The organism is Lactobacillus sp. ESL0681, from assembly GCF_029392835.1.
Classification (GTDB): Bacteria; Bacillota; Bacilli; order Lactobacillales; family Lactobacillaceae; genus Lactobacillus.
On the sequence record NZ_CP113943.1, the window covers coordinates 896,957 to 923,369 of the forward strand.

General features: G+C 37.6%; 24 protein-coding genes and 2 tRNA genes. 4 read left to right on the forward strand and 22 right to left on the reverse strand.

The genetic code is table 11. The features are described 5' to 3' along the window. The first annotated feature begins 18 nt into the window (after positions 1–18). A tRNA-Gly gene (locus OZX59_RS04325) sits at positions 19–89 on the forward strand. Between the two features lie 120 nt (positions 90–209). On the opposite strand, the gene OZX59_RS04330 is transcribed toward OZX59_RS04325, so the two are convergent. From OZX59_RS04330 to greA, 5 genes are all read right to left on the reverse strand, one after another. Further along, the gene (locus OZX59_RS04330; protein ID WP_277126911.1) at positions 210–875 is read right to left on the reverse strand and encodes a type II CAAX endopeptidase family protein; all 666 of its coding nucleotides are present in this window, start codon (positions 873–875) and stop codon (positions 210–212) included. Positions 876–937: 62 nt separating this feature from the next. Then, positions 938–1,318, reverse strand: coding sequence for a hypothetical protein (locus OZX59_RS04335; RefSeq protein WP_277126912.1), 381 nt, complete (start codon positions 1,316–1,318; stop codon positions 938–940). Next, positions 1,311–2,624: a nucleotidyltransferase gene (locus tag OZX59_RS04340; protein WP_277126913.1), complete on the reverse strand. Its 1,314-nt coding sequence runs from the start codon at positions 2,622–2,624 to the stop codon at positions 1,311–1,313. Before OZX59_RS04340 ends, OZX59_RS04335 begins: the two co-directional genes overlap by 8 nt. 132 nt (positions 2,625–2,756) lie before the next feature. Further along, positions 2,757–4,106 (reverse strand): MFS transporter, encoded by a 1,350-nt coding sequence (locus OZX59_RS04345; protein ID WP_277126914.1) that lies wholly within the window; start codon positions 4,104–4,106, stop codon positions 2,757–2,759. A gap of 151 nt (positions 4,107–4,257) precedes the next feature. Next, complete coding sequence (greA, locus tag OZX59_RS04350; protein WP_277126915.1) at positions 4,258–4,719, reverse strand: transcription elongation factor GreA; 462 nt, start codon at positions 4,717–4,719, stop codon at positions 4,258–4,260. Positions 4,720–4,897: 178 nt separating this feature from the next. Between greA and OZX59_RS04355 the strand changes: the two genes are divergently transcribed. Beyond that, on the forward strand, positions 4,898–5,320 hold the full coding sequence (locus tag OZX59_RS04355; RefSeq protein ID WP_277126916.1) for an Hsp20/alpha crystallin family protein: 423 nt from the start codon (positions 4,898–4,900) through the stop codon (positions 5,318–5,320). A gap of 100 nt (positions 5,321–5,420) precedes the next feature. After that, entirely contained in the window at positions 5,421–6,737 is a 1,317-nt protein-coding gene (locus tag OZX59_RS04360; RefSeq protein ID WP_277126917.1) for a C1 family peptidase, read from the forward strand. 57 nt (positions 6,738–6,794) lie between these two features. On the opposite strand, the gene OZX59_RS04365 is transcribed toward OZX59_RS04360, so the two are convergent. The 12 genes from OZX59_RS04365 to OZX59_RS04420 all read right to left on the reverse strand — a co-directional run bounded on the left by OZX59_RS04365 (position 6,795) and on the right by OZX59_RS04420 (position 18,923). Then, the gene (locus OZX59_RS04365) at positions 6,795–7,733 is read right to left on the reverse strand and encodes a nucleoside hydrolase (protein ID WP_277126918.1); all 939 of its coding nucleotides are present in this window, start codon (positions 7,731–7,733) and stop codon (positions 6,795–6,797) included. Between the two features lie 17 nt (positions 7,734–7,750). Further along, positions 7,751–8,707 carry an ABC transporter permease gene (locus OZX59_RS04370; RefSeq protein WP_277126919.1) on the reverse strand — a complete coding sequence of 319 codons (957 nt, stop codon included), beginning with the start codon at positions 8,705–8,707 and terminating at the stop codon, positions 7,751–7,753. After that, entirely contained in the window at positions 8,707–9,828 is a 1,122-nt protein-coding gene (locus OZX59_RS04375) for an ABC transporter permease (protein ID WP_277126920.1), read from the reverse strand. The genes OZX59_RS04370 and OZX59_RS04375 overlap by 1 nt, the downstream gene beginning before the upstream one ends. Further along, the gene (locus OZX59_RS04380) at positions 9,821–11,356 is read right to left on the reverse strand and encodes an ABC transporter ATP-binding protein (RefSeq protein ID WP_277126921.1); all 1,536 of its coding nucleotides are present in this window, start codon (positions 11,354–11,356) and stop codon (positions 9,821–9,823) included. Before OZX59_RS04380 ends, OZX59_RS04375 begins: the two co-directional genes overlap by 8 nt. Before the next feature lie 129 nt (positions 11,357–11,485). Next, positions 11,486–12,577 (reverse strand): BMP family ABC transporter substrate-binding protein, encoded by a 1,092-nt coding sequence (locus OZX59_RS04385; protein WP_277126922.1) that lies wholly within the window; start codon positions 12,575–12,577, stop codon positions 11,486–11,488. A 234-nt stretch (positions 12,578–12,811) separates the two neighbouring features. Next, complete coding sequence (locus OZX59_RS04390; RefSeq protein WP_277126923.1) at positions 12,812–13,891, reverse strand: BMP family ABC transporter substrate-binding protein; 1,080 nt, start codon at positions 13,889–13,891, stop codon at positions 12,812–12,814. Positions 13,892–14,067: 176 nt separating this feature from the next. After that, positions 14,068–14,478 (reverse strand): NUDIX domain-containing protein, encoded by a 411-nt coding sequence (locus OZX59_RS04395; RefSeq protein ID WP_277126924.1) that lies wholly within the window; start codon positions 14,476–14,478, stop codon positions 14,068–14,070. Between the two features lies 1 nt (position 14,479). Continuing rightward, on the reverse strand, positions 14,480–15,133 hold the full coding sequence (locus tag OZX59_RS04400; RefSeq protein WP_277126925.1) for an HD domain-containing protein: 654 nt from the start codon (positions 15,131–15,133) through the stop codon (positions 14,480–14,482). A 29-nt stretch (positions 15,134–15,162) separates the two neighbouring features. Next, a tRNA-Thr gene (locus tag OZX59_RS04405) sits at positions 15,163–15,235 on the reverse strand. A gap of 98 nt (positions 15,236–15,333) precedes the next feature. Beyond that, the gene (locus tag OZX59_RS04410; RefSeq protein WP_277126926.1) at positions 15,334–16,755 is read right to left on the reverse strand and encodes a 6-phospho-beta-glucosidase; all 1,422 of its coding nucleotides are present in this window, start codon (positions 16,753–16,755) and stop codon (positions 15,334–15,336) included. 14 nt (positions 16,756–16,769) lie between these two features. Next, the gene (locus OZX59_RS04415; RefSeq protein WP_277126927.1) at positions 16,770–17,078 is read right to left on the reverse strand and encodes an NIPSNAP family protein; all 309 of its coding nucleotides are present in this window, start codon (positions 17,076–17,078) and stop codon (positions 16,770–16,772) included. A gap of 9 nt (positions 17,079–17,087) precedes the next feature. Continuing rightward, positions 17,088–18,923 (reverse strand): beta-glucoside-specific PTS transporter subunit IIABC, encoded by a 1,836-nt coding sequence (locus tag OZX59_RS04420; RefSeq protein ID WP_277126928.1) that lies wholly within the window; start codon positions 18,921–18,923, stop codon positions 17,088–17,090. Between the two features lie 166 nt (positions 18,924–19,089). Between OZX59_RS04420 and OZX59_RS04425 the strand changes: the two genes are divergently transcribed. Continuing rightward, the gene (locus OZX59_RS04425) at positions 19,090–19,680 is read left to right on the forward strand and encodes a hypothetical protein (protein WP_277126929.1); all 591 of its coding nucleotides are present in this window, start codon (positions 19,090–19,092) and stop codon (positions 19,678–19,680) included. A gap of 49 nt (positions 19,681–19,729) precedes the next feature. Here the strand turns inward: OZX59_RS04425 and OZX59_RS04430 are convergent, their stop codons facing one another. The 5 genes from OZX59_RS04430 to OZX59_RS04450 all read right to left on the reverse strand — a co-directional run bounded on the left by OZX59_RS04430 (position 19,730) and on the right by OZX59_RS04450 (position 26,410). Next, entirely contained in the window at positions 19,730–20,059 is a 330-nt protein-coding gene (locus tag OZX59_RS04430) for a heavy metal-binding domain-containing protein (protein WP_277126930.1), read from the reverse strand. A 69-nt stretch (positions 20,060–20,128) separates the two neighbouring features. Further along, positions 20,129–21,391 (reverse strand): tyrosine--tRNA ligase, encoded by a 1,263-nt coding sequence (gene tyrS / locus OZX59_RS04435; protein ID WP_277126932.1) that lies wholly within the window; start codon positions 21,389–21,391, stop codon positions 20,129–20,131. A gap of 267 nt (positions 21,392–21,658) precedes the next feature. Further along, positions 21,659–24,631, reverse strand: coding sequence for an LTA synthase family protein (locus OZX59_RS04440; protein WP_277126933.1), 2,973 nt, complete (start codon positions 24,629–24,631; stop codon positions 21,659–21,661). Between the two features lie 43 nt (positions 24,632–24,674). Next, a complete protein-coding gene (locus OZX59_RS04445) occupies positions 24,675–25,292 on the reverse strand; it encodes a glycerol-3-phosphate acyltransferase (RefSeq protein ID WP_277126934.1) in 618 nt (205 codons plus the stop codon). Beyond that, positions 25,292–26,410 carry an LCP family protein gene (locus OZX59_RS04450; protein ID WP_277126935.1) on the reverse strand — a complete coding sequence of 373 codons (1,119 nt, stop codon included), beginning with the start codon at positions 26,408–26,410 and terminating at the stop codon, positions 25,292–25,294. The genes OZX59_RS04445 and OZX59_RS04450 overlap by 1 nt, the downstream gene beginning before the upstream one ends. Positions 26,411–26,413 lie beyond the last annotated feature (3 nt).

Genomic DNA, 26,413 nt, shown 5'->3' on the forward strand with positions numbered 1-26,413 from the left:
GTAAACTATTTTAGTAATGCGGGTATAGTTTAACGGTAGAATATTAGCTTCCCAAGCTGAAGATGCGGGTTCGATTCACGCTATCCGCTTATTAGTACTTAAATAGTAAAGTTGATCATAATTTCAGCTTTACTATTTTTTTGTTTAACTACTCAAAAAGGGTTTGCACAGCCAAGTTACTGGGCAAACCCTTTTAATATAATCTAATTTTACGTCATAATTAATAGAATAACACCGTTGACTACCGCCAAATAAATTGGCATCCAAATGGTCTGTGTATAAAGATACGACCACGCAAATAAACAGCCAAAAATCGCATTAACTACCAGTAGCGAAAACGAAAACTGCCAATTAAGTATACTAAACAACACTCCTGAAAAAATGATACCGCAAATTGCTACAACCATCGTATTACGCCTGAAAGCATAATTAAAAAGAAAGCCTGAGGTCAAAAATTCTTGCAAGATCGGCAAAATAATTCCGATAGCCACTAACAAAAACCAGTATGTCGTTACCGACTCATGCTTTAAATAAGCGGTTTGAAAATTGTATAGTTGCAATTTACCCGTAGCTTGTAAATAAGCCACGCTGATTCTTAGCGCCGTGACAACTAAGGTTAATCCAACGATCAAGCCGAAGTTTCCCAGCCAAGAAGCCGAGGCAAAATTATGGTCAAAATAGCGCTGCTCGCGATTAAAACGATAAATATAGAATAGTAAAATCATTAATGAAATTACTCCAAATAATATCAAATCCCAGATATGCAGCGGTGAATTCAAAGTTACTAATTTAACTACACCAGCAACCATTAAGTAACCGATGAAATAGACAATATACCTAAATAAATTGCCCTCTCTAGATCTTGGTGTATTCACAAAATTACCTCTATCTAATCATGTACCTTACAAGTCCCATATTATAGCAAAAAAAGGTCACTTTATGAAATATCAAACGATTTTTTCTGATCAATTTCAATATTATTAATATTGGTTAATGCCACTTTTTGCTCTGCAATGATGATCGACTCTTCATCATAACCTGTGACAAAACCGACCAAGTCCGCTGGTGGCTGCTTGTCCTCATTCAGCTCCTTAAGCTGCACACGTACTACTTTATGATTACTATATGCCTCTAATAACTTGCACCCAATATCCTCTAAGCTCATTGCTGGTTTTAACGAATTATGCACGGCATTGCGCCGCTTTTGCTGATTAATACTTAATGTATGGTCACTTAAAAAATATCCTTGCCACTTTTGCATCCCGCGATCATGATAATTTTTAAAGAAGGCTAAAACTATTTGGTCGAACTCACTCATAAGCATTGCCTCCACTATGTCCTCCGACCAGACCACTGCGTCTAATGGCCGTTGCTCCGTCTAGTAGACTAGAAGCCTTAACTAAGCTGGTAAAACCATATTTTTGACGTATTTGATCAACCGTTCTATTAAACTTGCGCTTTTTAAGTTGCTGTTCAGTTGGCTCTAGCAAACTCAATTGCTCACTCGTATCTGGAGTTAAATGGCTATAATTCACGCTTAAATTGCGCACAGCTTCATGATGCCAATTGGTACGAAAAAGTGCGATTAATTCTTGTACCAGCAAGTCGTTGTCATTAGTTGGAGTTATTTTATGCTGCACATTAAAACCTTGGTGCTTACCAGTTTGCTCATACTGGGCAAAACCTACCATTAAACTCACACAAGCAGTTTGCAAGCGGTGTGCACGAATTCTGGCAGCAACTTGTTCGCCAATTTCGCGAATCACTATTTCAATTTCGCGCTGAACTATATAATCCTTAGTTAAAACTTGTGAATTACCATAACTCTTTGTTTTAGAGACATATTTTTGACTGATAATACTCCGATCAACTCCCCAACTAAGTGCAAATAATTGCTCACCGATTACGCCAAATTCCTGCTTTAAAATAGCTGGATTCGCATGAGCGAGTTGATACATAGTATTAATTCCCAATCGCGACAAGCGCTTGGCTGTTGCCTTACCAATTCCCCATACATCTGTTAAATTAGTAATTCGCCAAATCGTATCTGGTACATCAATATAATGCCATGAGGCAATCATCGACTTACGATGTTTAGCCTCAAGATCCATCGCTAATTTTGCTAATAGTGGATTTTCACCGATGCCACATGTCGTATATAAACCTAGTTGCTCACGAATTTCTTGTTGAATCTGACGTGCAACTAGATATGGATCTTCACCAAACAAGCGCCAAGATTTAGTCATGTCAATCATCCCCTCATCAATCGAATAGACATGAATATCCTCTTGAGCTGCATATTTTTGAAAAACATCTAGTACTTGCATGCTACGCTTAATATATAAATTCATGTGCGGTTCAACTAACATGAGGTCTGGAGCCACACTTTTAGCTGGTAAGTCACGTACACGCATTACATTAGTCAAGCCATACTTCTGTTTGGCTAGTGGAGAGGCTGCCATAATTAATCCCGAACCAAACTTAGTATCCGGCTGATGCGAAACTACAGCAATCACAGCCTTCATTGGATTAAGTCCTAGCCGTAACGCCTCACAGCTAGCAAAAAAAGATTTATTATCAATCATAAAAATCACACGATGTGGCTCATAACGGTAATCATACATTTTAGTCGCCTCTTTTGATGACAAACGTTAGTTCGGATAACTAATCACTTCAATTATACAAACGTTCGTTCGAAAACGCAAGGGCAAAATAAAAAAACACAACCTGAACAAAAGTTGTGTTTTAATAATTGATTACTGTTTATCGGCAGCCAACTGGCGCATTTTACTTTCACTTTTAGCTGTATAAAGTAAGAAAACAATCGCTAATCCCGAAGCTGCATATAATACAGTGTTGCTTGCTATCCAGCCAAATTGATTAACTAAAATACCGATAACAGCTGTTGCTAGTGTTTCACCGAAGATATATTGGAAAAAGCCCATAAATCCAGTCGAAGCACCAACCGCAAACTTCGGAACGACTTCGTTTACCATCAGCCCGACTAGCGTTAATGGTGCATAGATTAGATTACCCATAATAATTAATGCAGTCAAAATTAAAGCATGGTTATTAGTGAAGAAATAAACTGTTAAACAAATTAACACTCCAACTACACAAGCAATTGAAACCTGAGCCCTACGTCCTTTTAGCCAATCGGAAATCGCACCAATAATAATTACGCCAGGTACCGAAGCTAATTCAAAAATTCCAATCACCCATTTAGCTTCACTAGGATCAAATCCCTTAGTCTGAACTAGATATGACGGAATCCAACTTTGGATGCCATAGCGTACTAAGTAAAGTGACATCGAAGTTAACGTTACTGCCCAGACCAGCTTATTCTTCAAAATATATTTAACAAAAATTTGTGTCACACTTAAGTCAGTTTTATCAGAGGTAGAAACTTGCCCATCATCTAATACTACCTTGTCACCTGTATAAGTTGAAATATCTGGCAAGCCAACCACAGCGGGACGATCAGCTCCTAAAACTAAGATTAGAATACAAATTACAAATGAAACTGCAGAAGCCGTATAGAAGACAGCAGACAGCGAGCCTGCAAATAAGAAAGTAGCAAGCTGCACAATTGCCACACAAATAAACGAACCAGCATTATGAGCAGACGACCAAATAGAATACATGGTACCACGTGTTCTTGGTCCCCACCATAACTGGATCATGCGCTGACAAGCCGCTGCTCCCATTCCTTGAGTAACCGCAATCAGTAGCATTAAAAACATCATTATATATAAATTATGCGTTGAACCCAAAAAGATATTCAAAAATGCTGATAACAATAATCCAACCATTAAATAACGGTTAGAGTCGCACTTATCAACTAGTGCTCCCATAAATAACTTGGCAATCCCATAGCCAATGCCAAAACATGAAAGTACCAAACCGATATCGGCAGTGGAAAAATGATAAGCCTTCATAATATCGTTTTGTTCAGTAGTAAAAACGAGTCGGATAATATAATAGCCAATGTACCCAATACAGGTAGCTAGCAACACACCAAACTGCCGCCACTTATACGTGCTAGCGACTTTATCTTTTGGAACTAATTTTTTGGAATCTGGTTGAATCAACATGAACTTGAACATTTTTATTTCCTCCATTATCATCCTATGATAGCACTTTCAAAGAAGATAAAAAATATCATTTAGTAATTATCTTAAGCAGATTTACGGATTCATCAGCAAATCTGCTTACACTTGCAGATACCATAAATTTATGTAGGTTGTTCACAAGGGGTCATTCAACCGCCAAAATCGTAACCTCATAACTACCAGCCGGAGCCTCCACGGTAACAGTAGACGGAGCCGATTGTTTCATAACAGCCTGCCCCAGTGGTGAATCAAAAGCAATTTTATTTTCAGCTAAATCTGCTTCCATCCGGCCAACAAGTTGATATTGTTCAGACTCTGATTCATCTTCAAACTTTAGAGTGACTAAATTTCCTAGGTCTACTTGACCATTTTGTTTAGGCTCAATTACTTCGGCATAACGCAATTGCTTATCTAAATACCGTAATCGACTTTGCAAATGTCCCAAATCACGCTTGGCTTCAGTGTACTCAGTATTTTCTGACAGGTCTCCTAAACTTCGCGCCTCTTGTAAAATTTTTATTCGTCGTGGACGATCTTTTTTTAGCTGCTTAATTTCAGCTTCTATTTTATGATAGCCTTCTGGTGTCATCTTTTGATAATAAACCAACTAGTTACTCCTTTGCCATTCACACAAGTTGTCCACAGGGCAGCTTGCAATTTTTAGCACTCAAAGCAATTAAGTGCTAATTGCTTTATTTTTTCTAAGTCACCTTCTATAATAATCAGTGTAAAGCAGAAATGAAAGTTTCTACTTACAAAACAGTTTTGAAAGGAAGTTTTTTATTATGAGTAATGATATGATGAATCATCGTGGTGACATTTTCGATGCAATGAACGACTGGTTCGACCTTCCACGAAAATTCTGGGATAACAATAGCGGTCGCAATTTAATGCAGGCTGACGTTGCTGAAACTAAAGACAACTATGTGGTCAAAGTGGATTTACCAGGAATGGATAAAAGTGAGCTTAAACTTAATTACCAAAATGACACTTTAAGCATAGCTGGAACCAGAACTTTCAACCAAGAAACCACTAATCAGAAGAATTTAATCCATCGCGAAAGAAGCATGGGACATATTTCACGCAGTTTTAGATTACCTAATGTTGAAGCTAGTCAAATTCATGCTAAGTATCAAGATGGTGTTCTAACTGTTACTTTACCTAAACGAGTAGCTAGCGAGCAAGATAGCTCAATCAATATTGACTAAATTTTTATAACTAAATAAGCTTTAACCGAGTTCTCCAATTGAACTCGGTTTCTTTTTGCCTTAAAATAAAAGGTAATTCTAAAATTCAAAGGAGACTATCATGGGACATAAACTAACTCAACAAGAAGTGGAAAAGTTTTCCGCTAATTTTAACGAAAATCCGCAAAATCAGGTTGTTGCACGTGCTACACAAAAAAACGGCGTTATGAATGCCGCCTATAATGATCGCGTTCAATCAGAACTAACTCGGGTTTTTTCCACCGAATTAGACACCCAAAATGTGACTAACCAGCGCCAATCCGGTCGTTGCTGGGAGTTCGCTACTTTAAATATTTTACGGCATAACTTTGGCGAGAAATATCATGTCAAGAACTTTACTTTTTCACAAAGCTATAACTTTTTCTGGGATAAAATCGAAAGAGCAAATATTTTTTATGACAACATCATCAACACAGCAGACCAAGAACTAGACAGCCGCGAAGTTAAAGCATACTTAGCAGACGCTGGTGAAGATGGTGGTCAATTCCATATGGCCGCTGCTTTAGTCGCTAAATACGGAATAGTGCCAACATATGCCATGCCCGAAAACTTCAACACTAACAATACTGCCGGTTTTGCTAAAGCATTAGGCGACAAATTACGTAAAGACGCCTTGGTTTTACGTAAATTAGCCCAGGCAAATAAAACCGAAGACTTAGAACAAGCTCGTGAAGAGTTTTTGAGTGAAGTTTACCAAATGACTGCTATTGCAGTTGGTGAACCACCTAAGAAATTTGACTTGGAGTATCGTGATGATGACAAAAAATATCACTTAGATAAAGATTTAACACCAATAGAATTTTTAAATAAATATCTAGGTGACGTTGACTTTGACGATTATGTTGTCCTAACTAATGCGCCTGATCATGAATATAATAAATTATATGGTCTGCCATTCGAAGATAATGTTGCTGGTTCATACCGAATTAAGTTTTTAAATGTACCGATGGATTATCTAGAAACTGCCGCAGTTAGTCAGCTAAAAGATGGCGAGGCTGTTTGGTTCAGTAACGATGTCGGTGAGCAGAGTGACCGTAAAACCGGCTATCTTGACACTAATCTTTATCAATTTAATGACCTCTTTGGAGTTGACCTAAAGATGTCTAAGGCAGATCAATTACGTACTGGTTCAGCTGCCTCAACTCATGCGATGACTTTAGTTGGTGTTGATGAAGACCACGGCCATATTCGGCAATGGAAAGTTGAAAATTCCTGGGGTGAGAAAAACGGTGACAAAGGCTTTTTCGTAATGTCCAATGATTGGTTTAAGCAATACACTTATGAAGTCGTTGTCCACAAGAAATACCTAACAGCTGAGCAAGTTGCATTGGCTGAAGGCCCAACCTACGACTTACCTGTTTGGGACTCATTAGCATAATTATCAATAAAAAAATTCTGACAGCTAAATTGCTAGTCAGAATTTTTTTATTGGTAATTATTTAGTTTGTTCTAAAAGTTCATCCCACTTGTGGAAAAATAATTCTTTATTTGCCTTAGTTACCAAGGTTATCTCTTTACCAGCTGGATCCTCTACCAGCCTACCTTGGGCAATTCCTGAAGTAATCACTTTAACATGATGCTCGGCAGTTGCCGAAACTACTTCTGGATACAAAGCGCTAATTGTCGTTAATACATCCCAGAAATAAAGTTGCGCACTAGGAATTGGTGGATTTACTAATAAACTATAGCCCTGTCCCACCAAATCCATTGCTGGATATTTACGCAAACTAGCCCAATGAAGCCGTAAATCATCGGTTAACGGCAGCTCTTCACTACTTTCTAGTCCAATTACCTGCATCGGGATGCTTGAAGCAAAGACACGTTCAACAGCCATCGGGTCCCAATAAGCATTCCATTCTTGGCTACCGTCAGCATTAACCATTGACACATTTCCATGACCATCAAGTGAGCCACCCATCCAATATAACTTGGCAATTTTTGCTTCAATAGTTGGATCCACTTCTAAAGCACGAGCTAAATCCGTCAATGGACCAGTCATTACCAGAGTTACTGGTTCTTTAGCTGTCTTAAGTTTGCTAACCATATCCAAATGAGCAGGCTTAGCTGCCTGCTTAGTCACCATCTTGCCTGATTCATTTAAAATTGGTAAATAATTAAATGAATAAGCCGCAGAACGCCAAGCTTCAGGAAATTGGTTGACAGCCCGCGAGTCTGATTTGGCAATCTCTAATTGGTCACTGCGCAGATTAAAGCGATCAGTCATTTTGCGACAAACTTCAACCGCTGGATCAACATAACCATCAGCGTCAATTGCACTAACTCCTAGTAGCTTAATATCTGGAGCTTGCAACAATAACAAATATGACACCAGGTCATCAATATTACCATCGTGGTTAAAATAAATTTCTTTCATTAATCTTTTCCTTAATTCTACTTAGATTTAATATAATTTTCGCCATCAGCAGCCGGGGCAACGGATTTACCAAAGAATAGTACCAGAACTATAATCGTAATCACATATGGTGCAATCTGCATATAAACTGCCGGAATATGATTGAAGAATGGTAATTGGTTACCAATAATACTGATGCTTTGAGCAAAACCAAAAAATAACGACGCTAGCATTGCACCAATTGGATTCCATTTCCCAAAAATCACTGCTGCCAAGGCCATAAACCCTTGTCCGACAATCGTAGATACTGAAAAGTTCCCAGCAATTGCTTCAGCGAATACGCCACCACCAATGCCACCTAAAAAGCCTGAAATTAGGACCCCAGCGTAACGCATGCCATAGACATTAACTCCTAAGGTGTCAGCAGCCTGCGGATTTTCCCCACAAGCACGTAATCGCAGACCAAAACGGGTTTTATAAAGTACCCACCACAAAACGATTGCAACTAAAATTGCCACCCAGGCAGGAGCAGAAGTGCTCTTAAACAAAATTGGTCCAATTATCGGAATATCAGCTAATCCTGGAAAAGAAAAATAGCCAAAACTTTGCGTAATATTTTCGGTTTGTCCCTTATCATACATCGCTTTAATTAAGAATACACCTAGAGGTGGTGCCATCAAGTTCAGTACGGTGCCGCTAATAATGTGGTCTGCATGAAAATTAATTGTGGCGACTGCATGCAATAACGAAAAGATTAACCCGACGATTCCACCAATTAAGGCTCCTAACCATGGAGTAGCCTTGCCTAAAGTAGATGCACAAGTCAAATTAAAAACAATTGCTGCAAAAGCCCCCATCGTCATAATTCCTTCTAGACCAATATTGGTTACCCCAGAGTTTTCACTATAAACTCCACCTAACGCGGTGAAAATTAAGGGCGCGGAATAGACCAAGGTTGAGGACACTAACAATGCTAATATAGCAACAAAACTCATCATTCTTCTCCTTTAGACGCAACAGGCTGCGTAGAACTTTCATTTTGAGTAACCAGTGGTGATTTCGCCTGCTTATTTTTAAACATTAGCCCAATTACATACTGAATCGCAATAAAGAAAATAATCGCCGCAATGACAATTGAAACAATCTCATAAGGAATCCCGGCGATAGTCTGCATTCCTAAACCGCCAATTTTTAAAATCGAAAACAATAAGGAGGCTAGCAAAATACCAATCGCCGTTCCACCACCGAGTAGCGCCACGGAAAGACCATCCCAACCGATATCTAAACTTGCTGTTTGAGTAAAATAATTTTGGTAAGTTCCCAAGCCTTGCACAACTCCGCCCAATCCGGCAAAGCCGCCAGACAACAGCATTGATAAAATGATGTTCTTCTTAGTCGACATCCCAGCATAACGACTAGCAAACGGGTTCGCACCAACTGCGCGAATTTCAAAACCAGTAGTCGTCTTCTTCATCAAATACCAAAAAATCACTACTGCGATCAAGGCTAAAAAAATCCCTGCATTAATCCGTGAATCGCCAAACATCTCACTTAGCCAATTAATCTTCAAACTACCATTAGCAGCAATCGTTTTAGTCGTATCCGTATCTAATCGTAATTTACTAGACATTACTTGCTGCATTAGGTGCTGGCAAGTATAGAGCACAATATAATTAAGCATAATGGTAGTAATAACTTCGCTGGTACCAAATTGTGCCCGCAAATAGCCAGCAATGCCAGCAACTATTGCACCTGCCAGCCCACCAGCAATCACTGCCAATGGCAATAAAACCACTTTGGGTAAATGTGGATTAGCTAAAACGATCCAAATCGAAGTCAACCAACCAGCCTGTGCTTGTCCTGGCAAACCAATATTAAAAAAGCCCGCACTAGACGCAATGGTAAACCCAACCGCTGTAAAAATTAATGGGGTAGCTTCACGAATTGTCTCACCAATCCCATTCAGATTGCCCAAAGCACTAGTAAACATTGAAGAGTAAGCCGTTAGCGGATTATAATTCCAAATCAGCATAATAACTGCTCCAACTAAAAAGCCAGCTATAATTGAAATAATTGGTACCAAAATTTTCCTGGTTTTTGCTGTTATTTTAAGCAAGAGCGGTACCTTCTTTCTTAACTCCAGTCATCAATAATCCTAACTCTTCATCACTAGTAGTTTCAGGCTGAACTTCTCCTGAAATTTGACCGTCATGCAAAACGATAATGCGATCAGATAATTGCATGATTTCATCCAATTCATAAGAAATTAACAAAATTGCCTTCCCTTGTTCTCTTTCAAGCAAAAGCTGCTTATGAATATATTCAATCGCACCAACATCTAAGCCACGTGTAGGTTGAAAAGCAATGATTAAATTACTATCACGATTAAGTTCCCGAGCGATGATCACTTTTTGCTGGTTTCCTCCTGACAAGGCACCAACCTGAGCATTAGGTCCAGTAGTACGAATATCGAACTTATTAATTAACTCTTGAGCATTATGTTTAATGGCATCTTGGCGCAAAATATGGTGCCTTGAAAGTGGTGCTTGATAATAAGTTTGTAAAGCTAGATTATCGGCAATCGTAAACGGTAAAATTAGACCATATTTTTGACGGTCTGCTGGAATATGAGCAACTCCATTTTCAGTAATTTGCCGAACCTTATGATTAGTCATATCTTGATTATTAATTATCACTTGACCTGTATCAACTGGCGTGAGACCGCTCAAAGCCGCAACTAGTTCGTCTTGACCATTGCCATCAATTCCAGCTACACCTAAGATTTCACCTGCTCGCAAATTAAATGATAAGTTCTTCAGTGCCGCAATCCCCTGCTTATTTTTAACCGCCAAATTATCGACCTTGAGTACAATCTCACCAGGTTTGCTAGCAGTCTTGGTCAACTGCATATTCACATGATGCCCAACCATTAGCTCAGCTAAACGGTTATCATCAACTTCAGCCACATTAAAACTACCCACGCTTTTACCAGCGCGAATAACAGTTACTCGGTCAGCCGCACGCTTGATTTCAGCTAATTTATGAGTAATTAAAATAATCGACTTACCCTCTTTAGCTAGTTCTCGTAAAACTTGAATAAATTCGGTAATTTCTTGCGGTGTCAGTACAGCTGTTGGCTCATCAAAAATCAAAATATTCGCACCACGGTAAAGCACTTTCAAAATTTCCACCCGCTGCTGCTGCGCTACCGTAATATTGCTAATTTTTTGGTCTAAATCAATATTTAGTCCATAACGCTTAGAAAGCTGGGTAATTTGCTGCTTAGCCACTTTAAAATCTAATCTTGGCCCGCTAGTAGTTTCATGTCCCAAAATAATATTCTCAAGGACCGTAAAGGAATCCATTAACATAAAGTGCTGATGCACCATGCCAATACCCAAGTTTTTAGCAACAGTAGGATTTTTAACTTCCGTTTTTTGCCCATTAACCCAAATTTCACCAGCAGTTGGCAACAGCAGACCTGATAAGATGCTCATCAAGGTCGACTTACCCGCACCGTTTTCTCCCAATAGTGCTAAAATTTCGCCTTGATGCAGCGTGAGATTAATATCATCGTTGGCTTTGAAGCCATCGAAGTCTTTCACAATATGACGCATCTCAATTACATTAGTTGCATTTTTCATTTCACGTATTAGTCCCTTTTATCCAATAAATACGAACTTTTAGTATTAATTATATTATAAAAATACGTATAATTTCAATATATTATTGCAAATTAATTTTTTTATTTTTAAAATTGCTAAAAACACGAACTATTTTTCAGGATGAATTGGAACTTTGATTTCACCGTTAAGAATTTTTGACCGAGCAGTACGAGAATTTTTCCAAGCAGCAGCTGAAATCTGTCCACGCGTAATGGCAACCCCATCATCTTTAAGACCGTAAATTAAATTCTTACCGCCAGGAAACTTCCCCGCATATGCTCTGTTAGCAATATCTTGAGCCGCGATATTAACCCCAGTAATTACAGACGTTAAAATACAATTCTCTTGCTTGCCTGACTTAGTCTTATACTTACCTAAATATGATTGATCGACATCGACGCCAATGGCCCAAACCCGCTTACTTTCTGGTCGCGTCTGATTAAGTGACTTAGCTTCTTGAAAAAGGCCATTACCAACAGGTCCAGCAGCATGAAAGATAATGTCAGCTCCCTTAGCATACATTGATTGGGCGATCGCTTTACCTTTATCAACGCTAGTGAAATTACCAGCATATTGGTTCATAATAGTCACCTTTTTGTGCATTTTTTTAGCTTGATCATTGACCCCTTTAGTAAAACCAGCGTCAAACAGATCAATAATATTGCCGCGCACGCCACCGATAAAACCAATCTTATTAGTCTTAGTTTGCGTAGCTGCCACAACACCAGCTAAGTATGCTGCCTGCTCGCTCTTAAAGTTAGCAGAAGCCACATTTTTCTGATTCTTAATTACCTCATCAACAATGACATAATTCTTCTTAGGATTCTTCTTGGCAGCCGCGCTAACTGCATCCTTTAAGTTATAGCCAATTCCAAAAATCGTTTGATAACCAGCCTTAGCCGCTTGAGCAAAATTGGGTTCAAAATCAGCATCGCTGCTTGATTGAAAATATTGGTAACCATTCTTGCCACGTTTTAAGTTATGTTCCTTACCATAAGCCTTAAAGCCGTTCCAAGCCGATTGGTTAAATGAATTATCATTTACACCAGTAGTGGTCGTAACTAGCGCAATCGAATGTTTAGCACTACTACTTGAATTGCCACTGCCACCTTGCTTTTTTCCCGAACAAGCTCCTAACACTAAACCCGTTGCCAACGTTAATGCCGAAACAGCCAATAACTTCTTGAACTTCACTTTCATGATTGAGCCTCCTAAATAATTTATCCAGTAACCAAGATAACAATATTTAGTGGCTATGTCAAAATACAGATACAAGATGCAGTATTGACCTGACGGGATTTGTAAATTGGTCTAGAACTGAAACGAAGCCTATCAGATTAAGTGATTGCATAAGCCAAGTACAAAAAGTTGAAAAATTTTTGTACTAACCAAAAAACGAAATTCAAGTATGAATTTCGCTTTAAGTTATAAGACTTATTTAGTTGCTGTCGCAACTTTAATTTTTCCAGCAATAATTTGTTTACGAGCCTTTTGTGCTGCATTCCAAGCAGTTGCATCAAGCTTGCCCTTAGTAATGGAAACCCCATTGTCCTTAAGTGTGTATACTAGATGCTTGCCACCAGGGAATTTGCTATTTGCTGCATCTTCAGCTAGTGTCTTAGTGGCCACATTCAATCCCTTCAAAACGGAAGTTAAAGTGAAATTATCCTTCTTGCCATCCTTAGTTTTGTAGTTACCCAAATTGGATTGATCAACATCAACTCCGATAACCCAAACCTTTTTAGCACTCGAACGAGTCTGGTTATAAGCCTTAGCTTCTTGAAAAATCCCATTGCCAGCATTACCAGCGGCTTGGTAAACAATATCACAATTACTAGAATACATTGATTGAGCAATTGACTTCGCCTTATCAGTTGAAGTAAAGTTACCAACATACTGCATTGAAACAGCGATCTTCTTGTGCTGCGCCTTTGCTCCAGCTGCCACACCTTGTTTAAAACCAGCTTCAAATAAACTAATAATCGCTGATTTGGCACCACCGACAAAGCCAACTTTCCCAGTCTTGGTCGTATACGCTGCTGCCACACCTGCTAAATATGATGACTCATTACTCTTAAAGGTAACTGATGCCACATTCTTTTGACCAGCAACAACATCATCAATGATTACAAAATTCTTTTTTGGATTTTTCTTAGCTGATGCCTTAACTGCATCCTTTAAGCTATAGCCAACGCCAAAAATCGTTTGATAACCTGATTCCGCAGCTTGATTAAAGTTAGGCGTATAATCAGCTGCACTACTAGACTCAAAGTATTGATAGCCCTTGCCTTTTTGATAATGATGCTTTTTGCCATATTCTTTAAAGCCTGACCAGGCCGCCTCATTAAAGGAATGGTCATCTACACCATTACTATCAGTAATTAAGGCAATACTATCTTTAGTATCCTTCTTGCCTTGGCCACTTTGTTTTTTTCCCGAACAAGCAGTTAGGGTCAAACTTAAAATTGCTGCTAAAGCTCCCAAAGACAATAGACGCCGACTTTTTTTATTCACGATTCGTAAACCTCCATATAAATTATTAACGAACTATTTTACCAAATAATAATATAAAAGTACGTATAATTGCAATACTAAAACTGAATTTATTTTTGCATTTGATAATTTTAAATAAAATACGAACTTTATTTTTAAAAATGATTAACAAAATAGACCAACTTTACGTTGGTCTATTACTTAGTTTTCAAAATTTGCTGAAGTCTTGCAGTTAGCTGGCTTGGCTGTAAATTAAGCTGCTCCAAATCAGCTAAATTAATCCAAGTAGGTATGTAGACATTACTTTCACTTGTTCTAGCAGCCTCTTCACCGCTAATTTTGGGAGCGTCACTACTAATAACTTGACCCAAAAAGAAAATTTGCTGCTCTACTCCGACCTCTGATAAGGCAAATACTTCCTTCAAATCACTAGGTTTAAATTTAATTTGTAACTCCTCAGTAATTTCACGAATTGCAGTTTGCACAGGAAGTTCTACACCTTGCGCGCCGCCACCTGGCACTACCCAGTATTCACGTCCATTCTTAAAACGGTGGATTAATAAAACTGCATCAGTTTGAGGATTATGGATAATCACTCGAGCACGCATTTTAAACTTCCCACTCTTGCATAAATTTATTAACAAAATCCCGCATATATTCAGTTCGCTGATATGCCTCTTTTTGACCACCAACTGTATTCATTAGCTGCTCTAGCTTAAACAATTTTTCATAAAAATGATTAATCGTTGTTTCTGTATGCTCACGATACTGAGCATGACTCGTTAACTCTGCCGGCTTAATTTGTGGATCATATATCACATTGCCATGCGCGCCACCATAGGTAAAGGCACGGGCAATTCCCATTGCACCAAGGCTCTCAATTCGATCAGCATCTTGTACATATTGTCCTGATAATGGTAATTGATAATGGTGCTCAATGTTTTTGGAAAAAGACATGTGCTGCATAGTAAACAGAATATCTTTAATTTCTAATTCAGTAAAACCAACCTCTACTAGCAAAGCTTCAATCTCAGCTAAGACTCGGCTGGGATCAGGACAAATCTTCTCATCAATTGTGTCATGTAAATAGCCAGCCGTCTGAATAATTGCAACCATGCGACTATCCTGATGGGCACTTGGTTCATCTTTTAGATACAATTTACTAGCTAAATGTGCCACACGCTGACCATGGTAAAAGTCATGACCAGTCTTTTCGTCTTTTAATTCTGTCTTAACAAAATGAACTACTCGTGTTAAATCCAACTCTAAGCTTCCTTTCTCTAAGTTAATCAAGCCACTTCCCAGATTTGAACTGGGGACCTCCTCCTTACCACGGCGGTGCTCTACCTTCTGAGCTAAAGTGGCATCTTTATTGTACCAAAAAGCAGCATTTTTGGTAGCCGATAATTACAACGCTGATTAAACAAAACAGGCTACTAGCATTTATACTAATAACCTGTTTACTAATTATTTAAATTTTTAAGATAATTCTGGTACCAATAATATGAATCCTTCTTAATCCTTTTACCACTACCATGGCCTTCATTATCTAAATCGACGTAAATCATACCATAGCGCTTAGCCATTTCACCCGTAGATGCACTAAGCAAATCAATACCGCTCCATGCCGTATAACCAATTAACTCGACACCTTCAGCTGTAGCCTGGTTGATAGCTGCCAGATGCTGGTCAAAATAATTTATTCGATAATCATCATGAATTTGCCCATCACTAGTAACTGTATCGCGTGCACCCAAACCATTTTCAACAATCATCAATGGCTTTTGGTACCGATCATATAATGTATTAAGTGTAATCCGTAATCCCAAAGGATCAATCTGCCAACCCCATTCGCTAACTTGGAGGTTAGGATTTTTAACTGAAGCAAAGGCGTTGCCAGCAGTCATATTCTGATTAATTTTAGGATCTGTCGAAACACAACGACTGGAATAATATGAAAATGAAATAAAATCAACTGTATGTCGTAATGTATCGCGATCTGCTGGCGTTATATCTAGTTCAATATTCTGATCCGCAAACAGCTTAGCTGCATAACTTGGATAATATCCTCTGACTTGGATATCCGTAAAGAAATATTGTTCACGATTTTTTTCTAGGGCACTCATAATATCTTCTGGCGCACATGAATATGGATAGACATCCCCTGCCGCCAGCATACAACCAATCTGGTTAGTCGCATCAATTTCATGTGCTAGTTTAGTTGCTGAAGCGGAAGCAACTAACTGATAATGTGCTGCCTGGTATTTGATTTCCGCTTCATTTTCTCCTTGGGTAAAAGATAAACCACCACCAACAAACGGCAGATTTAAAATCATATTAATTTCATTAAAAGTAATCCAATAATGGACTTTGCCCTTGAAAGTGGTAAACAATACTTCACACAAGTGTAAATATAGGTCAATTAGTTTACGATTACGCCACCCACCATAACTTTTGATTAAGTTAATTGGTAAATCAAAATGACTAATCGTAATAATTGGTTCAATACCATACTTCAAGCATTCATCAACTACATCGCTATAAAATTGCAATCCAGACTGATTAGGCGTAACTTCGTCGCCATTAGGAAAAATCCGTGACCACATAATTGAAAAGCGAAAAGAATTAATCCCCATTTCAGCTAACAGCTTAATATCTGACTTATAAGTATGATAAAAATCGATTGCCTGATGAGCAGGATAATTTTTCTGTTGCGGTAGATAATTTTCCAGAGCATAAGTACCATTTAACATACATTGCAATCGCTGCTTTTTATCGCTTGGTAACACATCTGCCATGCTTAGGCCTTTGCCATCTGCTTGGTAAGCACCCTCAATTTGACTAGCTGATGTTGCCACTCCCCAGAGAAACTTTTTCTTAACCAAAATAACTCGACTCCTTAAGCTTTTTCAACAAGATCAATTGTCATGACATTTTTAATCGCTGACATATCAAAACCCTGCATATCAACTTTAAATTCCGGACTAGCCATATATTTCTGATTCAATTCATTCAAATCCTGATCAGCATCACATTTAACTAATGCCAGAACCTGCTGTTCTTCATCTGCTTTATTATCAGTACGAAAAACATTGCAAGTAGTAATACCATATTTTTTTAGACTAGGTATATGCCTTGTCCAATGAACATCTAAATAAATCTTGGCATTCTTTAAGTTATTAATCGTATATACTCTTAACTGATACATTATTGCTCCTTAATCCGTTACTTGAAACACAGTTCGTTTTTCTAAAATCTCACTACCAGCCTTAGCTGTTAATACTAAAGTTCGTTTGCCTGAGTTAGTGATAATCATCATGGCAATTGGATCATAACCTGCTTTTCTAATGGCATTAACATCATAATGCGCTAACTTTTGTCCTTGAAAAACTTGGCTATCTTTTTCAACATAATTAGTAAAATATTTTCCGTTAAGTTCAACGGTATTAATCCCCAAATGAATTAATATTTCTAATCCATCTGCGGTCGTAATCCCTAAGGCATGTTTTGTAGGGAAAACTAACGTTAATTTCCCAGCTACCGGTGCAAAAATATCGCCAGTTTTTGAGTTAAATGCTAACCCTGTTCCTAAAGCACCACTAGCAAAGGTTTCATCGTTAACTTTTGCCAAATCAACTACTTGTCCAGCGGTAATAGCTGTTAACGTAGCAGTTTGCTCATTGGTTACAACAGCCGTACCAGTTGAAGCATCTGCTTTAATAATTAACAAGCCAGCAACAAAGGAAACAACTAGCGAAATGATCATGGCAATTATCGCATTCAAAAGATTTTGCGGCGTTTTAGCAAACAAAGCCAAGGCTAAAATACCTGGGCTAGCCATAGCTGTTGAAGTTACAAAAGTTAACCCAGCATACAAGCCACCAGCAGCGCCACCAATTATAGCGGCATACAGTGGCTTTTTCAGTTTTAAGTTAACCCCATATAACACTGGCTCAGTAATTCCCAACAGCGCGGTAATTGAAGTTGAGACTGCAGTTGAACGAAGTTTACTGGCTTTATTTCTAACCGCCACAGCAAAACCCGCTCCCGCTTGAGCCGTATTGGCGCACAATCCAGCTGGTGTAAAGAAAGAATCATAGCCAAACTTGGCAATTGATTGTAAGGCAATCGGAAACATTGAATAATGCATCCCCATCATAACTAGTAATGGTGAAAAAGCACCTAAAATAGTAGGAGCAAGCCATGGCACTGTATTATTTAAAAATGCAATTGCCATTCCTAGTAAGTCGCCTACATAGCCGCCAAGTGGTCCTAAAACAACTAAGCCTAAAATAGCATTGACTGTAATCGAAATTGTCGGAGTCGCAAACATCGCAACAGTATCGTTAAAAATACTATTCAGCCATTTTTCTATTTTAGATTGAACATAAACAATCAACAAAATTGGAATTACACTTGAGCCATAATTGACCGCCTTAATTGGTAAGCCAAACAAAGCAATTTGATGGCCACTATTTACCATCGCAGCAAAAGTGGGATGTAATAGCACCCCCGCCAAAGTTACTGCAATAAACGGATTTGCCTTTAATTTTTTAGCAGCAGTATAAGCCAATAATACTGGCAAGAACTGAAAACTTGCATCAGCAATTAAAGATAGTATTTTATAATTTTGACTGGTTGTAGTTAATAAGTTAAGGGCAACAAAAATAGCAATAAAACCTTTTAATAACCCACCACCAATAATTACTGGTAAAATTGGCGTAAAACTACCAGAAATAAATTCAATCAGCCGTGAGAATATTCCCTTTTTTTCTTGTGGCTGACTACTTAAATTAGTCTGATTAACTTTAGGCAGCAACTCCACAAATGCTTCATAAACCTTAGCAACATTAGGTCCAATGACTACTTGCACCTGTCCAGCCTGATAAACCGCATCAACTACACCAGCAATTTTTTTAATATCAGGCAAACTCACCTTATTAAAATCAATCACATTTATTCGTAATCGAGTCGAGCAATGAGTTACTTGATCAATATTTGTTTCATTACCCAAAAAATGTAGAATTTCTTGAGCTAATTTTTGATAATCCATAATGTTCCTCTCTTTCTACCAATAAATTTAGCATGACTGCGGTTTCAAAAAAATCACTAAATTTAAGCTAAAAGTCTGATAAGCAACTTTAATATTAAATCTGTTGCTTATTGAACTTTTAAGTTAAAATATACGGTGCAACTGTTTAGTAAAAAGGATACAATTAATGGCAACAGAAGATTTACGAGTTAGAAAAACTAAATTAACCATTCAAAAAGGGTTTGCTGAATGCATCAGTAAAAAAACTTTTTCAAAATTAACCATTCAAGATCTGACCCAAGCAATGATGATTAATAAGTCAACCTTTTACAAATATTATCAAGACAAATACGACTTAAGAGATACAATGGTTCAAGAAACTCTCAAAAGTTTTGTACAATATCTCAATATTTCTTTTCTAAATCCAAGTAAAAGTGACACTCTAGCACACTATCGTAATCGCTTAATCAAAATTCTCTTACCCATTTTTCATCATAAAGACTGGCTAAATGTTCTTTGGTCAACCAATCTTGAACTCGACGTTTTCAACGAAATGCAAACAAAGTTAGCCCAAAAATTTAAAACACACATTTTAACCAATGATCATCATGATGAAAAATTTAACAACTTACAAGCAAATTTATACTCTGCTTCGATCATGCAAATCTTAAAATGGTGGTTCTATGAAAGTCCAACATCTTCAGTAGAAAATATTGCCGATATTATTATTAAGTGCTTAAAGAATAGTACAAACATTAACCTTAAAGAAACAAACTAAAAAAGCTGCTGAGAAAAAATTCTCAGCAGCTTTTATCTTCTTCATTTGATTAATCTTTAAACTTAACAGCTGTCCCGTAGGCTATAACAGACTGCATATCACCACCGATTGACCCAGAATCAAAGCGCATCATGACGATTGCATCTGCACCCTTATCTTGAGCAGCTTGCCGCATGCGACTCAAAGCCTTATTACGTGATTCTTCCATCATTTTAGTGTAACTGCGGATTTCTCCACCAACCATTGATTTCAGTCCCGCACCAAAGTCTTTAATAAAATTCTTGGATTGAGTTGTTAACCCAAAAACTTCACCGACAATTTCATATTCTCGACCGGGTATGTTCTCCGTAGTTGTTACCAACATTTGCTCTGCAGCCATTCTGCTTCCTCCCTAAAATGATTTAGTTTAAGCATACCACTAATTTAGTCAAAGATTGTCATTTTTAAACTATTTAATTGTAACCAGAGTATACTTCTTCTTACCCTTACGAACGATGACATATTTTCCAGCAAATGCTGAACTAGGATTGACTTCGAAATCAACTGATTGTTGACGGTCGCCGTTTAGATAAATTGCACCATTTTTGACATCTTCACGGGCTTGGCGTTTAGAAGATTCAATCTTAGTATCAACTAAAAAGTCAATAATATTTTGTGGTTTATCTTCAGCAACTGCAGCTGGTGCACTCTTAAGACCTTGCTCAATCTGCTTAACAGATAAATTCTTGATATCACCAGAAAATAGCGACTGAGTGATCATTTGTGCTTCACTAAGTCCAGAATCCCCATGAACAAACCTAGTTACTTCTTCAGCCAATCGTTTTTGTGCTGTCCGCTTCCATGGCTCTTTTTCAGTCTCCTGCGCTAAATCTTCAATTTCTTCGCGACTCAAGAAAGTAAAGTACTTAAGATACTTGACTACATCACGATCATCTTGATTGATCCAAAATTGATAAAACTCATACGGACTAGTCTTCTCTGGATCAAGCCAAACTGCTCCTCCAGCTGACTTACCAAACTTAGTGCCGTCTGCCTTAAGCATTAGCGGGATCGTTAGACCAAATGCTTGCTGATCAGGTCCCGCTAGCTTGTGAATTAGATCAATCCCGGCAGTAATATTGCCCCATTGGTCACTACCACCAATTTGTAGTTGTACGCCATAATTTTTATTTAGCTGATAAAAATCAATTGCTTGCAAAATTTGATAGGCAAATTCAGTAAAGGAAATCCCACTGTCCAAACGGCTAGCAATTACGTCCTTATTCAGCATCGTATTAACTTGGAAAAATTTACTGTAATCACGTAAAAAGTCAATTAACCCAATTTTACCTAACCATTCAATATTATTTACAATTTCAAAATTTTCAGTACCAAACAACTGTTCCATTTGAGTAGTTAATGCTTGCTCGTTGTGCTTTACCTGCTCAGCTGTTTGCAAAACTCTCTCAGATTTTCGACCAGAAGGATCACCAATCGCACCAGTACCACCACCGATAATGATTACTGGATGATAGCCTGCCTCTTGGAATCTTTTTAAGATCATAAAGGGAATTAAGTGTCCAATATGCAGCGAATCACCAGTCGGGTCAACTCCGCAATATAAAGCTAGATCATCATGAGTTTGCAAATATTCACGTAGTCCTGCTTCATCAGTTTCTTGATTAATGGCGCCACGCCATTTTAAGTCCTCAATAATATCAAAATTTGCCATTTTTTCCTCCAATAAAAAACGTCCCTAGATTCAATTAAGAATCTAGGGACGACTAAATTACTTCTTAGCCGCGGTACCACCCACGTTCACGTATTATCACGTGTCTCAACTTGGTTTCTAAGGTAACCACCCCATTAGTAATTCGTAACCACAACCTGCCTAGCTCACACCTACCACTAGTTCTCTGTTCTCTGAGTCGAAGCACTACTTAAATTCATTACAAATGATAATACTAATTTATTTCTAATTAGTCAATACTAGTCCAATTTATTTGTAAAAACCTTTACTCTCTAATCCATAAGCCTTGCCAGAAGTCATATCATATTGAATCATTTCATAATCAGCTAACAGTTCTTGTTGCTTCTTAGTCAATGATTTAGGGTCAACAACCTGACCCTTACGTCCAATTAACTCAAAACCTTTATCACCTTTGAAGTTAATTGAAATAGCTGGCAGTTTCTTATGGACCTCAGTTAGCAATGCTTGATATGGTGTCACTTTAGAGTCTGTCTGTTCTAGCATCATGGCAATGAAGTCACTAGTATTGACATAATTATTGGCCTTGCGTGGCAGTCTAGTTTTGGCACCATGTTCACGTGCATACTTATTAGAATAGATAAAGTAACGGGTTGAATGCATCTGTAATGGGTATTTGGCTGTGTAATTTTGCGATAAAATACTTGGATAATGATCACCGTAGAAGACCAAAGTAATTGGCTTCTTAACCTGATCGATTTGACCAATAAATTGCTTAACAGCTTTATCTGTATATTGAGTACCCTTGATATAAGTTGACATCTGTTCACGTACAGCAGCTGTCTTGAACAAATCACCTGAAACTTTACCCATGTATTCATTATCTGGATACCAATCATTATATGGCATGTGATTTTGAATCGAAATCAGATTAATAAATTGTCCACCTTTACGTGAATTAATCTGACGCATACCGTTACTGTAAGTTGTAAAGTCAGAATTATAACTGTTTTTACCTAACTTCTTCTGATCGACAATCTTATATTTTGAACCTTCATAAGCAAATTTATCAAACTTAAAACGATGATAATCTTCCATCCGTGAATAATAGGTTCCGATGAATGGATGAATCGCCGACTTATAATCAAAATTCATCCCAATAGTTGGATAAAAGTCATAATTGGGAACAACCTGAACATATGGTGTCAAAGTTGACTTAAATAACCCCATATTAAGTCCTGTAAGTGTCTCCCACTCCATATTGGCAGTACCGCCACCGTAACCGGCACTAAGCATAGTACCATAAGTTGAACGTGACTTCATCGATTGGATAAACTTAACCGGATTTGGCACATCCTTATCAATTCTAATCGTTGGGAAAGTATTCGGATCAACAAAACTCTCACTTAAATTAAAGACAATTGTTTGCTTGTCCAGATCATTCTTACGAGTTTTATTAATCTTGTTAGCAACCTTGGCATATTTATCATTTAAATGATTAATCGTAGTTTTAGAATAATTGGCCGGTTGATCCATAATCTGTAAATCAATATAATTTAGAAAATTAAGAACTGGTCCATTAACCTGAATATCACGTTCAGGGTTACGAAATTTCTGCTTATTATCAAAGCCATGACTAATATGATAAATAACTCCGCCATCATGATTGAATCGTAGTGGTGTCAAAAACAAGAGTAAGCTAATTAGTGCCCAAATTCCACGCCGCTTCCACGAACCTTTTTTCTTAATTGGATATTTATGCTCTAAAAAGATATCTAAAATAATCACAACTACTAAGGCAATCACAATGGCAATGACCATCGTCTTACCAATCATTGGTAACAGCGTATTTAAATTGACAATTTCACTTAATTCAGTTGGATAGATTGGTTCACCACGTAAGTTAAGCTTAATCTTGTTAGCAACTGCCCAACCAATACCAATCACACTGACTAACATATTAGACGTCCAATACCTTGTCGTAACAAAGTAAAAGACAGAAAATAGGGCATCAAGAAAGATTGTAGTCAGCACAATTGCGAAAAATTTAGTTCCTAGTAAATAAACAATCGCATTAATCGTCGAAGCTGTATTAATCTGAATTCGTAAGTTATCTGATTCAATTAAGAAAGAAGCAAAACTAAGTACGTAAAACCAGGCCCAAGTTAGTAAATTAACCCGATTACTAATTACCCAGCTGGTAAAATGACCCCATGCCGTTTCACAAATCTTAGCCAAGCTCGATTCTTGATTAAGGTAATGAATTACTTTAGCAAATGGCTTAACTTTAAATAAGTAACGCTCAAGTAGACCACTCCAAACCCAAGCAATAACTGCCATTATGATTAACAAGATTAATTTGTTAAGTGCCGAGGAATCCGTAAAGCGAAATGCGTTCATAAATTTACTGGAAATCGGAGCGTCCATAAAGATAATTATCGGAATGAATAAGTGCATCTGTCTACTGCTAAAAGATACAATTACTTTTTTGAACAGTAAAAAGACTGCAATCACCATTAATAACATAAACGGTGAAGAAGGGTTATTTAAAAATTCCCGATTCCAATCACCGCCGCCATTGCCAGAGATAATCTGTGACCAATAAACCGCATCAAAGCCTGGCACACCAATTAAAACTACAAAAAAGGACACTAAGCCAGTAACTAGTCCTGCCCAATAGAGCTTACGAGGAATTTCTATATTAGCTAAGAACATTCCCCAGCTAAAGAACAAGATTAAATAAAGCCCATAAAGCGAATATTGAAAGGTTAAATTACCGGCGCTTAAAGAAAAGCCTAAGACCGTTAACAAACTCAAAATTAGTAAATTTTGTTTTTTAGTTAGGCGATGCTGTAAGTCGTACAAATAAGGTTGCGCCAGCAAACTAAAAAATAGACCAGCAAACAAGACAGAAGTACTAGTAATAATTGGAAATAACATTCCCCAAACACGCCACATATTGAAGCGTCCTGGTGACTTAATAAAAAATAAGACATAGTAAATGATTAAAGTTACAATGGCCATCAGCCAAAACTTAAAGCTTTCACTAGGACGTTGCTTCTTTTTACTATAAACTGCACCAAAAACTAACGGAACAATTATCAAAGTCGCATTATGCAACATATTCGGCATAAAATTAATAAACGAATATGAGGTTCTAGCAGCGGCTCCTTTTAGATTGTACATCTGCACCAACATAAAAAAAGTAGCAGCTAATAGGCAGATTATTTGCCAAGCTTTTGAAGTTTTTTTATTTTTATTCATTTTTCTAGTTATACATCCTCACTAAAAGATTACTGCCCAAAGATTATTCCATTAACTGACCAATTTTTTTCTTAACAGTGGTTAAAACATCAACACGTTTAGCCTGCCCTGTAAAAAAGTCACGTAAATCAAACCTGAACTTATACCCCATGACCAGAGTAATTATCGCTAAAACCACCCCTGCTTGTGTGAACTGTGTAAACTCATAAAGTGTAAACAATAACATAAAGGTTAATGGAGGGATAGTTAGGTTTTTTAGCCAAATCATCAGTAGTAGGGCAACCAATAAGCTAAGAGCACCAGCCTTTAGATCATAGCTAATAGTCAAAATAGCAGCGATAGTTACACCTTTACCACCCTGAAAATGATTCCAAATTGGAAAGCAATGACCTAATACTAAACCTAAACCAGTATACAGCAAATTCAGTCTTCCTGGTAAAAAATAATGCACAATTAATAAAGCAGCGATACTTTTAGTAACATCACCAATGCAAGTAATAATACCCCATTTTTTGCCAAAAACAGCACCAACATTAGCCGTACCGGGATTGCCTGAGCCAACTTTAGTCGGATCCTGATGCAACCAAAAACGGCCCACCAACATAGCAAACAGCAAATTCCCAAATAAATATCCAATTATTAAAGCCCAAAAGTGCGCCATTAATTATCATCCTTTTCTATCAACTGTTGGCTAGAATTACGATAAATATGATAATTCTGTGCTTCAGCATCACTAAACTTAAATCCCTGCTGTTGATTCAGTTTATTTTGCTGAGTTTCATTATTATTAACTGTTTCTTGCGGCAGACCCAGTTCTTGTCTTAAATAGTCTGAAACTCGCTGTAATTCTTTAGTAGATTGAATTTGGTAGGCAGCATCATCAACCATGGCGCTGTGACCATGTAAATAATCATTTTTGACATGTTTAGTCGATGAACGATAATTAAAAGCAATTGCTTCTAATGCTTTAAAAGGTAAATTAGTTTTAACATTACCAGAAATTGCTTCTAAAACGGAATCAAGTTTAGGTAAAGTATTCAATGATAAGGACTTTTGAATTAAAGCCGTAATAATTTGTCGCTGCCGTTTCTGGCGACCATAATCGCCCTCAGGATCATCATAGCGCATTCGCGAATAAGCAAGCGCACCACCGCCACCCATATGGGTTAGTTGACCTTTTTTAAAGATATAACCGCCATACTCAAAACTAAGGGTTGGCTTGATATCCAGCCCATCAACATCTCGAATTAATCGCATAATTCCTTTCATATTAACTAAAGCATAATACTTAATTGGAATGTTAACTAACTGCGAAACACTGGACATCGCCATCTTGGCACCACCTAATGGATAAGCCGCATTAATTTTTTCAATTTGAAATTTTTCTGCGCCAACCATTTCAGCCATAGTATCTCTAGGAACAGACATTAAGGTATAGCGTTTTTTACGTGGATTAACAGTGGCAATAATCATCGTGTCAGTATTACCGACTTTTTCCTTACGATCAAGTGCACCAGTATCTGTTCCCATTAGCAAAACTGCAAATTCATTTTTTCCATTGAATTCATCATTTTTAATTTGAACCTGATTATGACGATCATAAGTATTATCAACAGCATTTTTAGTTTGATAATAAATATAAGCTGAATAAATCGCAACAGCCAAAACACCAGCTGTTAAGATCCCTAGCACCCAACCTAAAATTCGCCGCTTCTTATGATAATCTTTTGCATGTATTTCGACCCGGGTCTTATCCGGGTGCCTATCGTTATGAGTCATAAT

Coding starts and splice junctions, on each gene's coding strand:
- tyrS (WP_277126932.1), bottom strand. CDS start 21,391: ATGGCAAATTTTGATATTATTGAGGACTTAAAATGGCGTGGCGCCATT.
- OZX59_RS04415 (WP_277126927.1), bottom strand. CDS start 17,078: ATGTATCAGTTAAGAGTATATACGATTAATAACTTAAAGAATGCCAAG.
- OZX59_RS04430 (WP_277126930.1), bottom strand. CDS start 20,059: ATGGCTGCAGAGCAAATGTTGGTAACAACTACGGAGAACATACCCGGT.
- OZX59_RS04450 (WP_277126935.1), bottom strand. CDS start 26,410: ATGACTCATAACGATAGGCACCCGGATAAGACCCGGGTCGAAATACAT.
- OZX59_RS04445 (WP_277126934.1), bottom strand. CDS start 25,292: ATGGCGCACTTTTGGGCTTTAATAATTGGATATTTATTTGGGAATTTG.
- OZX59_RS04355 (WP_277126916.1), top strand. CDS start 4,898: ATGAGTAATGATATGATGAATCATCGTGGTGACATTTTCGATGCAATG.
- OZX59_RS04340 (WP_277126913.1), bottom strand. CDS start 2,624: ATGTATGATTACCGTTATGAGCCACATCGTGTGATTTTTATGATTGAT.
- OZX59_RS04440 (WP_277126933.1), bottom strand. CDS start 24,631: ATGAATAAAAATAAAAAAACTTCAAAAGCTTGGCAAATAATCTGCCTA.
- OZX59_RS04420 (WP_277126928.1), bottom strand. CDS start 18,923: ATGGATTATCAAAAATTAGCTCAAGAAATTCTACATTTTTTGGGTAAT.
- OZX59_RS04395 (WP_277126924.1), bottom strand. CDS start 14,478: ATGCGTGCTCGAGTGATTATCCATAATCCTCAAACTGATGCAGTTTTA.
- OZX59_RS04365 (WP_277126918.1), bottom strand. CDS start 7,733: ATGAAAGAAATTTATTTTAACCACGATGGTAATATTGATGACCTGGTG.
- OZX59_RS04425 (WP_277126929.1), top strand. CDS start 19,090: ATGGCAACAGAAGATTTACGAGTTAGAAAAACTAAATTAACCATTCAA.
- OZX59_RS04345 (WP_277126914.1), bottom strand. CDS start 4,106: ATGTTCAAGTTCATGTTGATTCAACCAGATTCCAAAAAATTAGTTCCA.
- OZX59_RS04370 (WP_277126919.1), bottom strand. CDS start 8,707: ATGAGTTTTGTTGCTATATTAGCATTGTTAGTGTCCTCAACCTTGGTC.
- OZX59_RS04335 (WP_277126912.1), bottom strand. CDS start 1,318: ATGAGTGAGTTCGACCAAATAGTTTTAGCCTTCTTTAAAAATTATCAT.
- OZX59_RS04385 (WP_277126922.1), bottom strand. CDS start 12,577: ATGAAAGTGAAGTTCAAGAAGTTATTGGCTGTTTCGGCATTAACGTTG.
- OZX59_RS04360 (WP_277126917.1), top strand. CDS start 5,421: ATGGGACATAAACTAACTCAACAAGAAGTGGAAAAGTTTTCCGCTAAT.
- OZX59_RS04380 (WP_277126921.1), bottom strand. CDS start 11,356: ATGAAAAATGCAACTAATGTAATTGAGATGCGTCATATTGTGAAAGAC.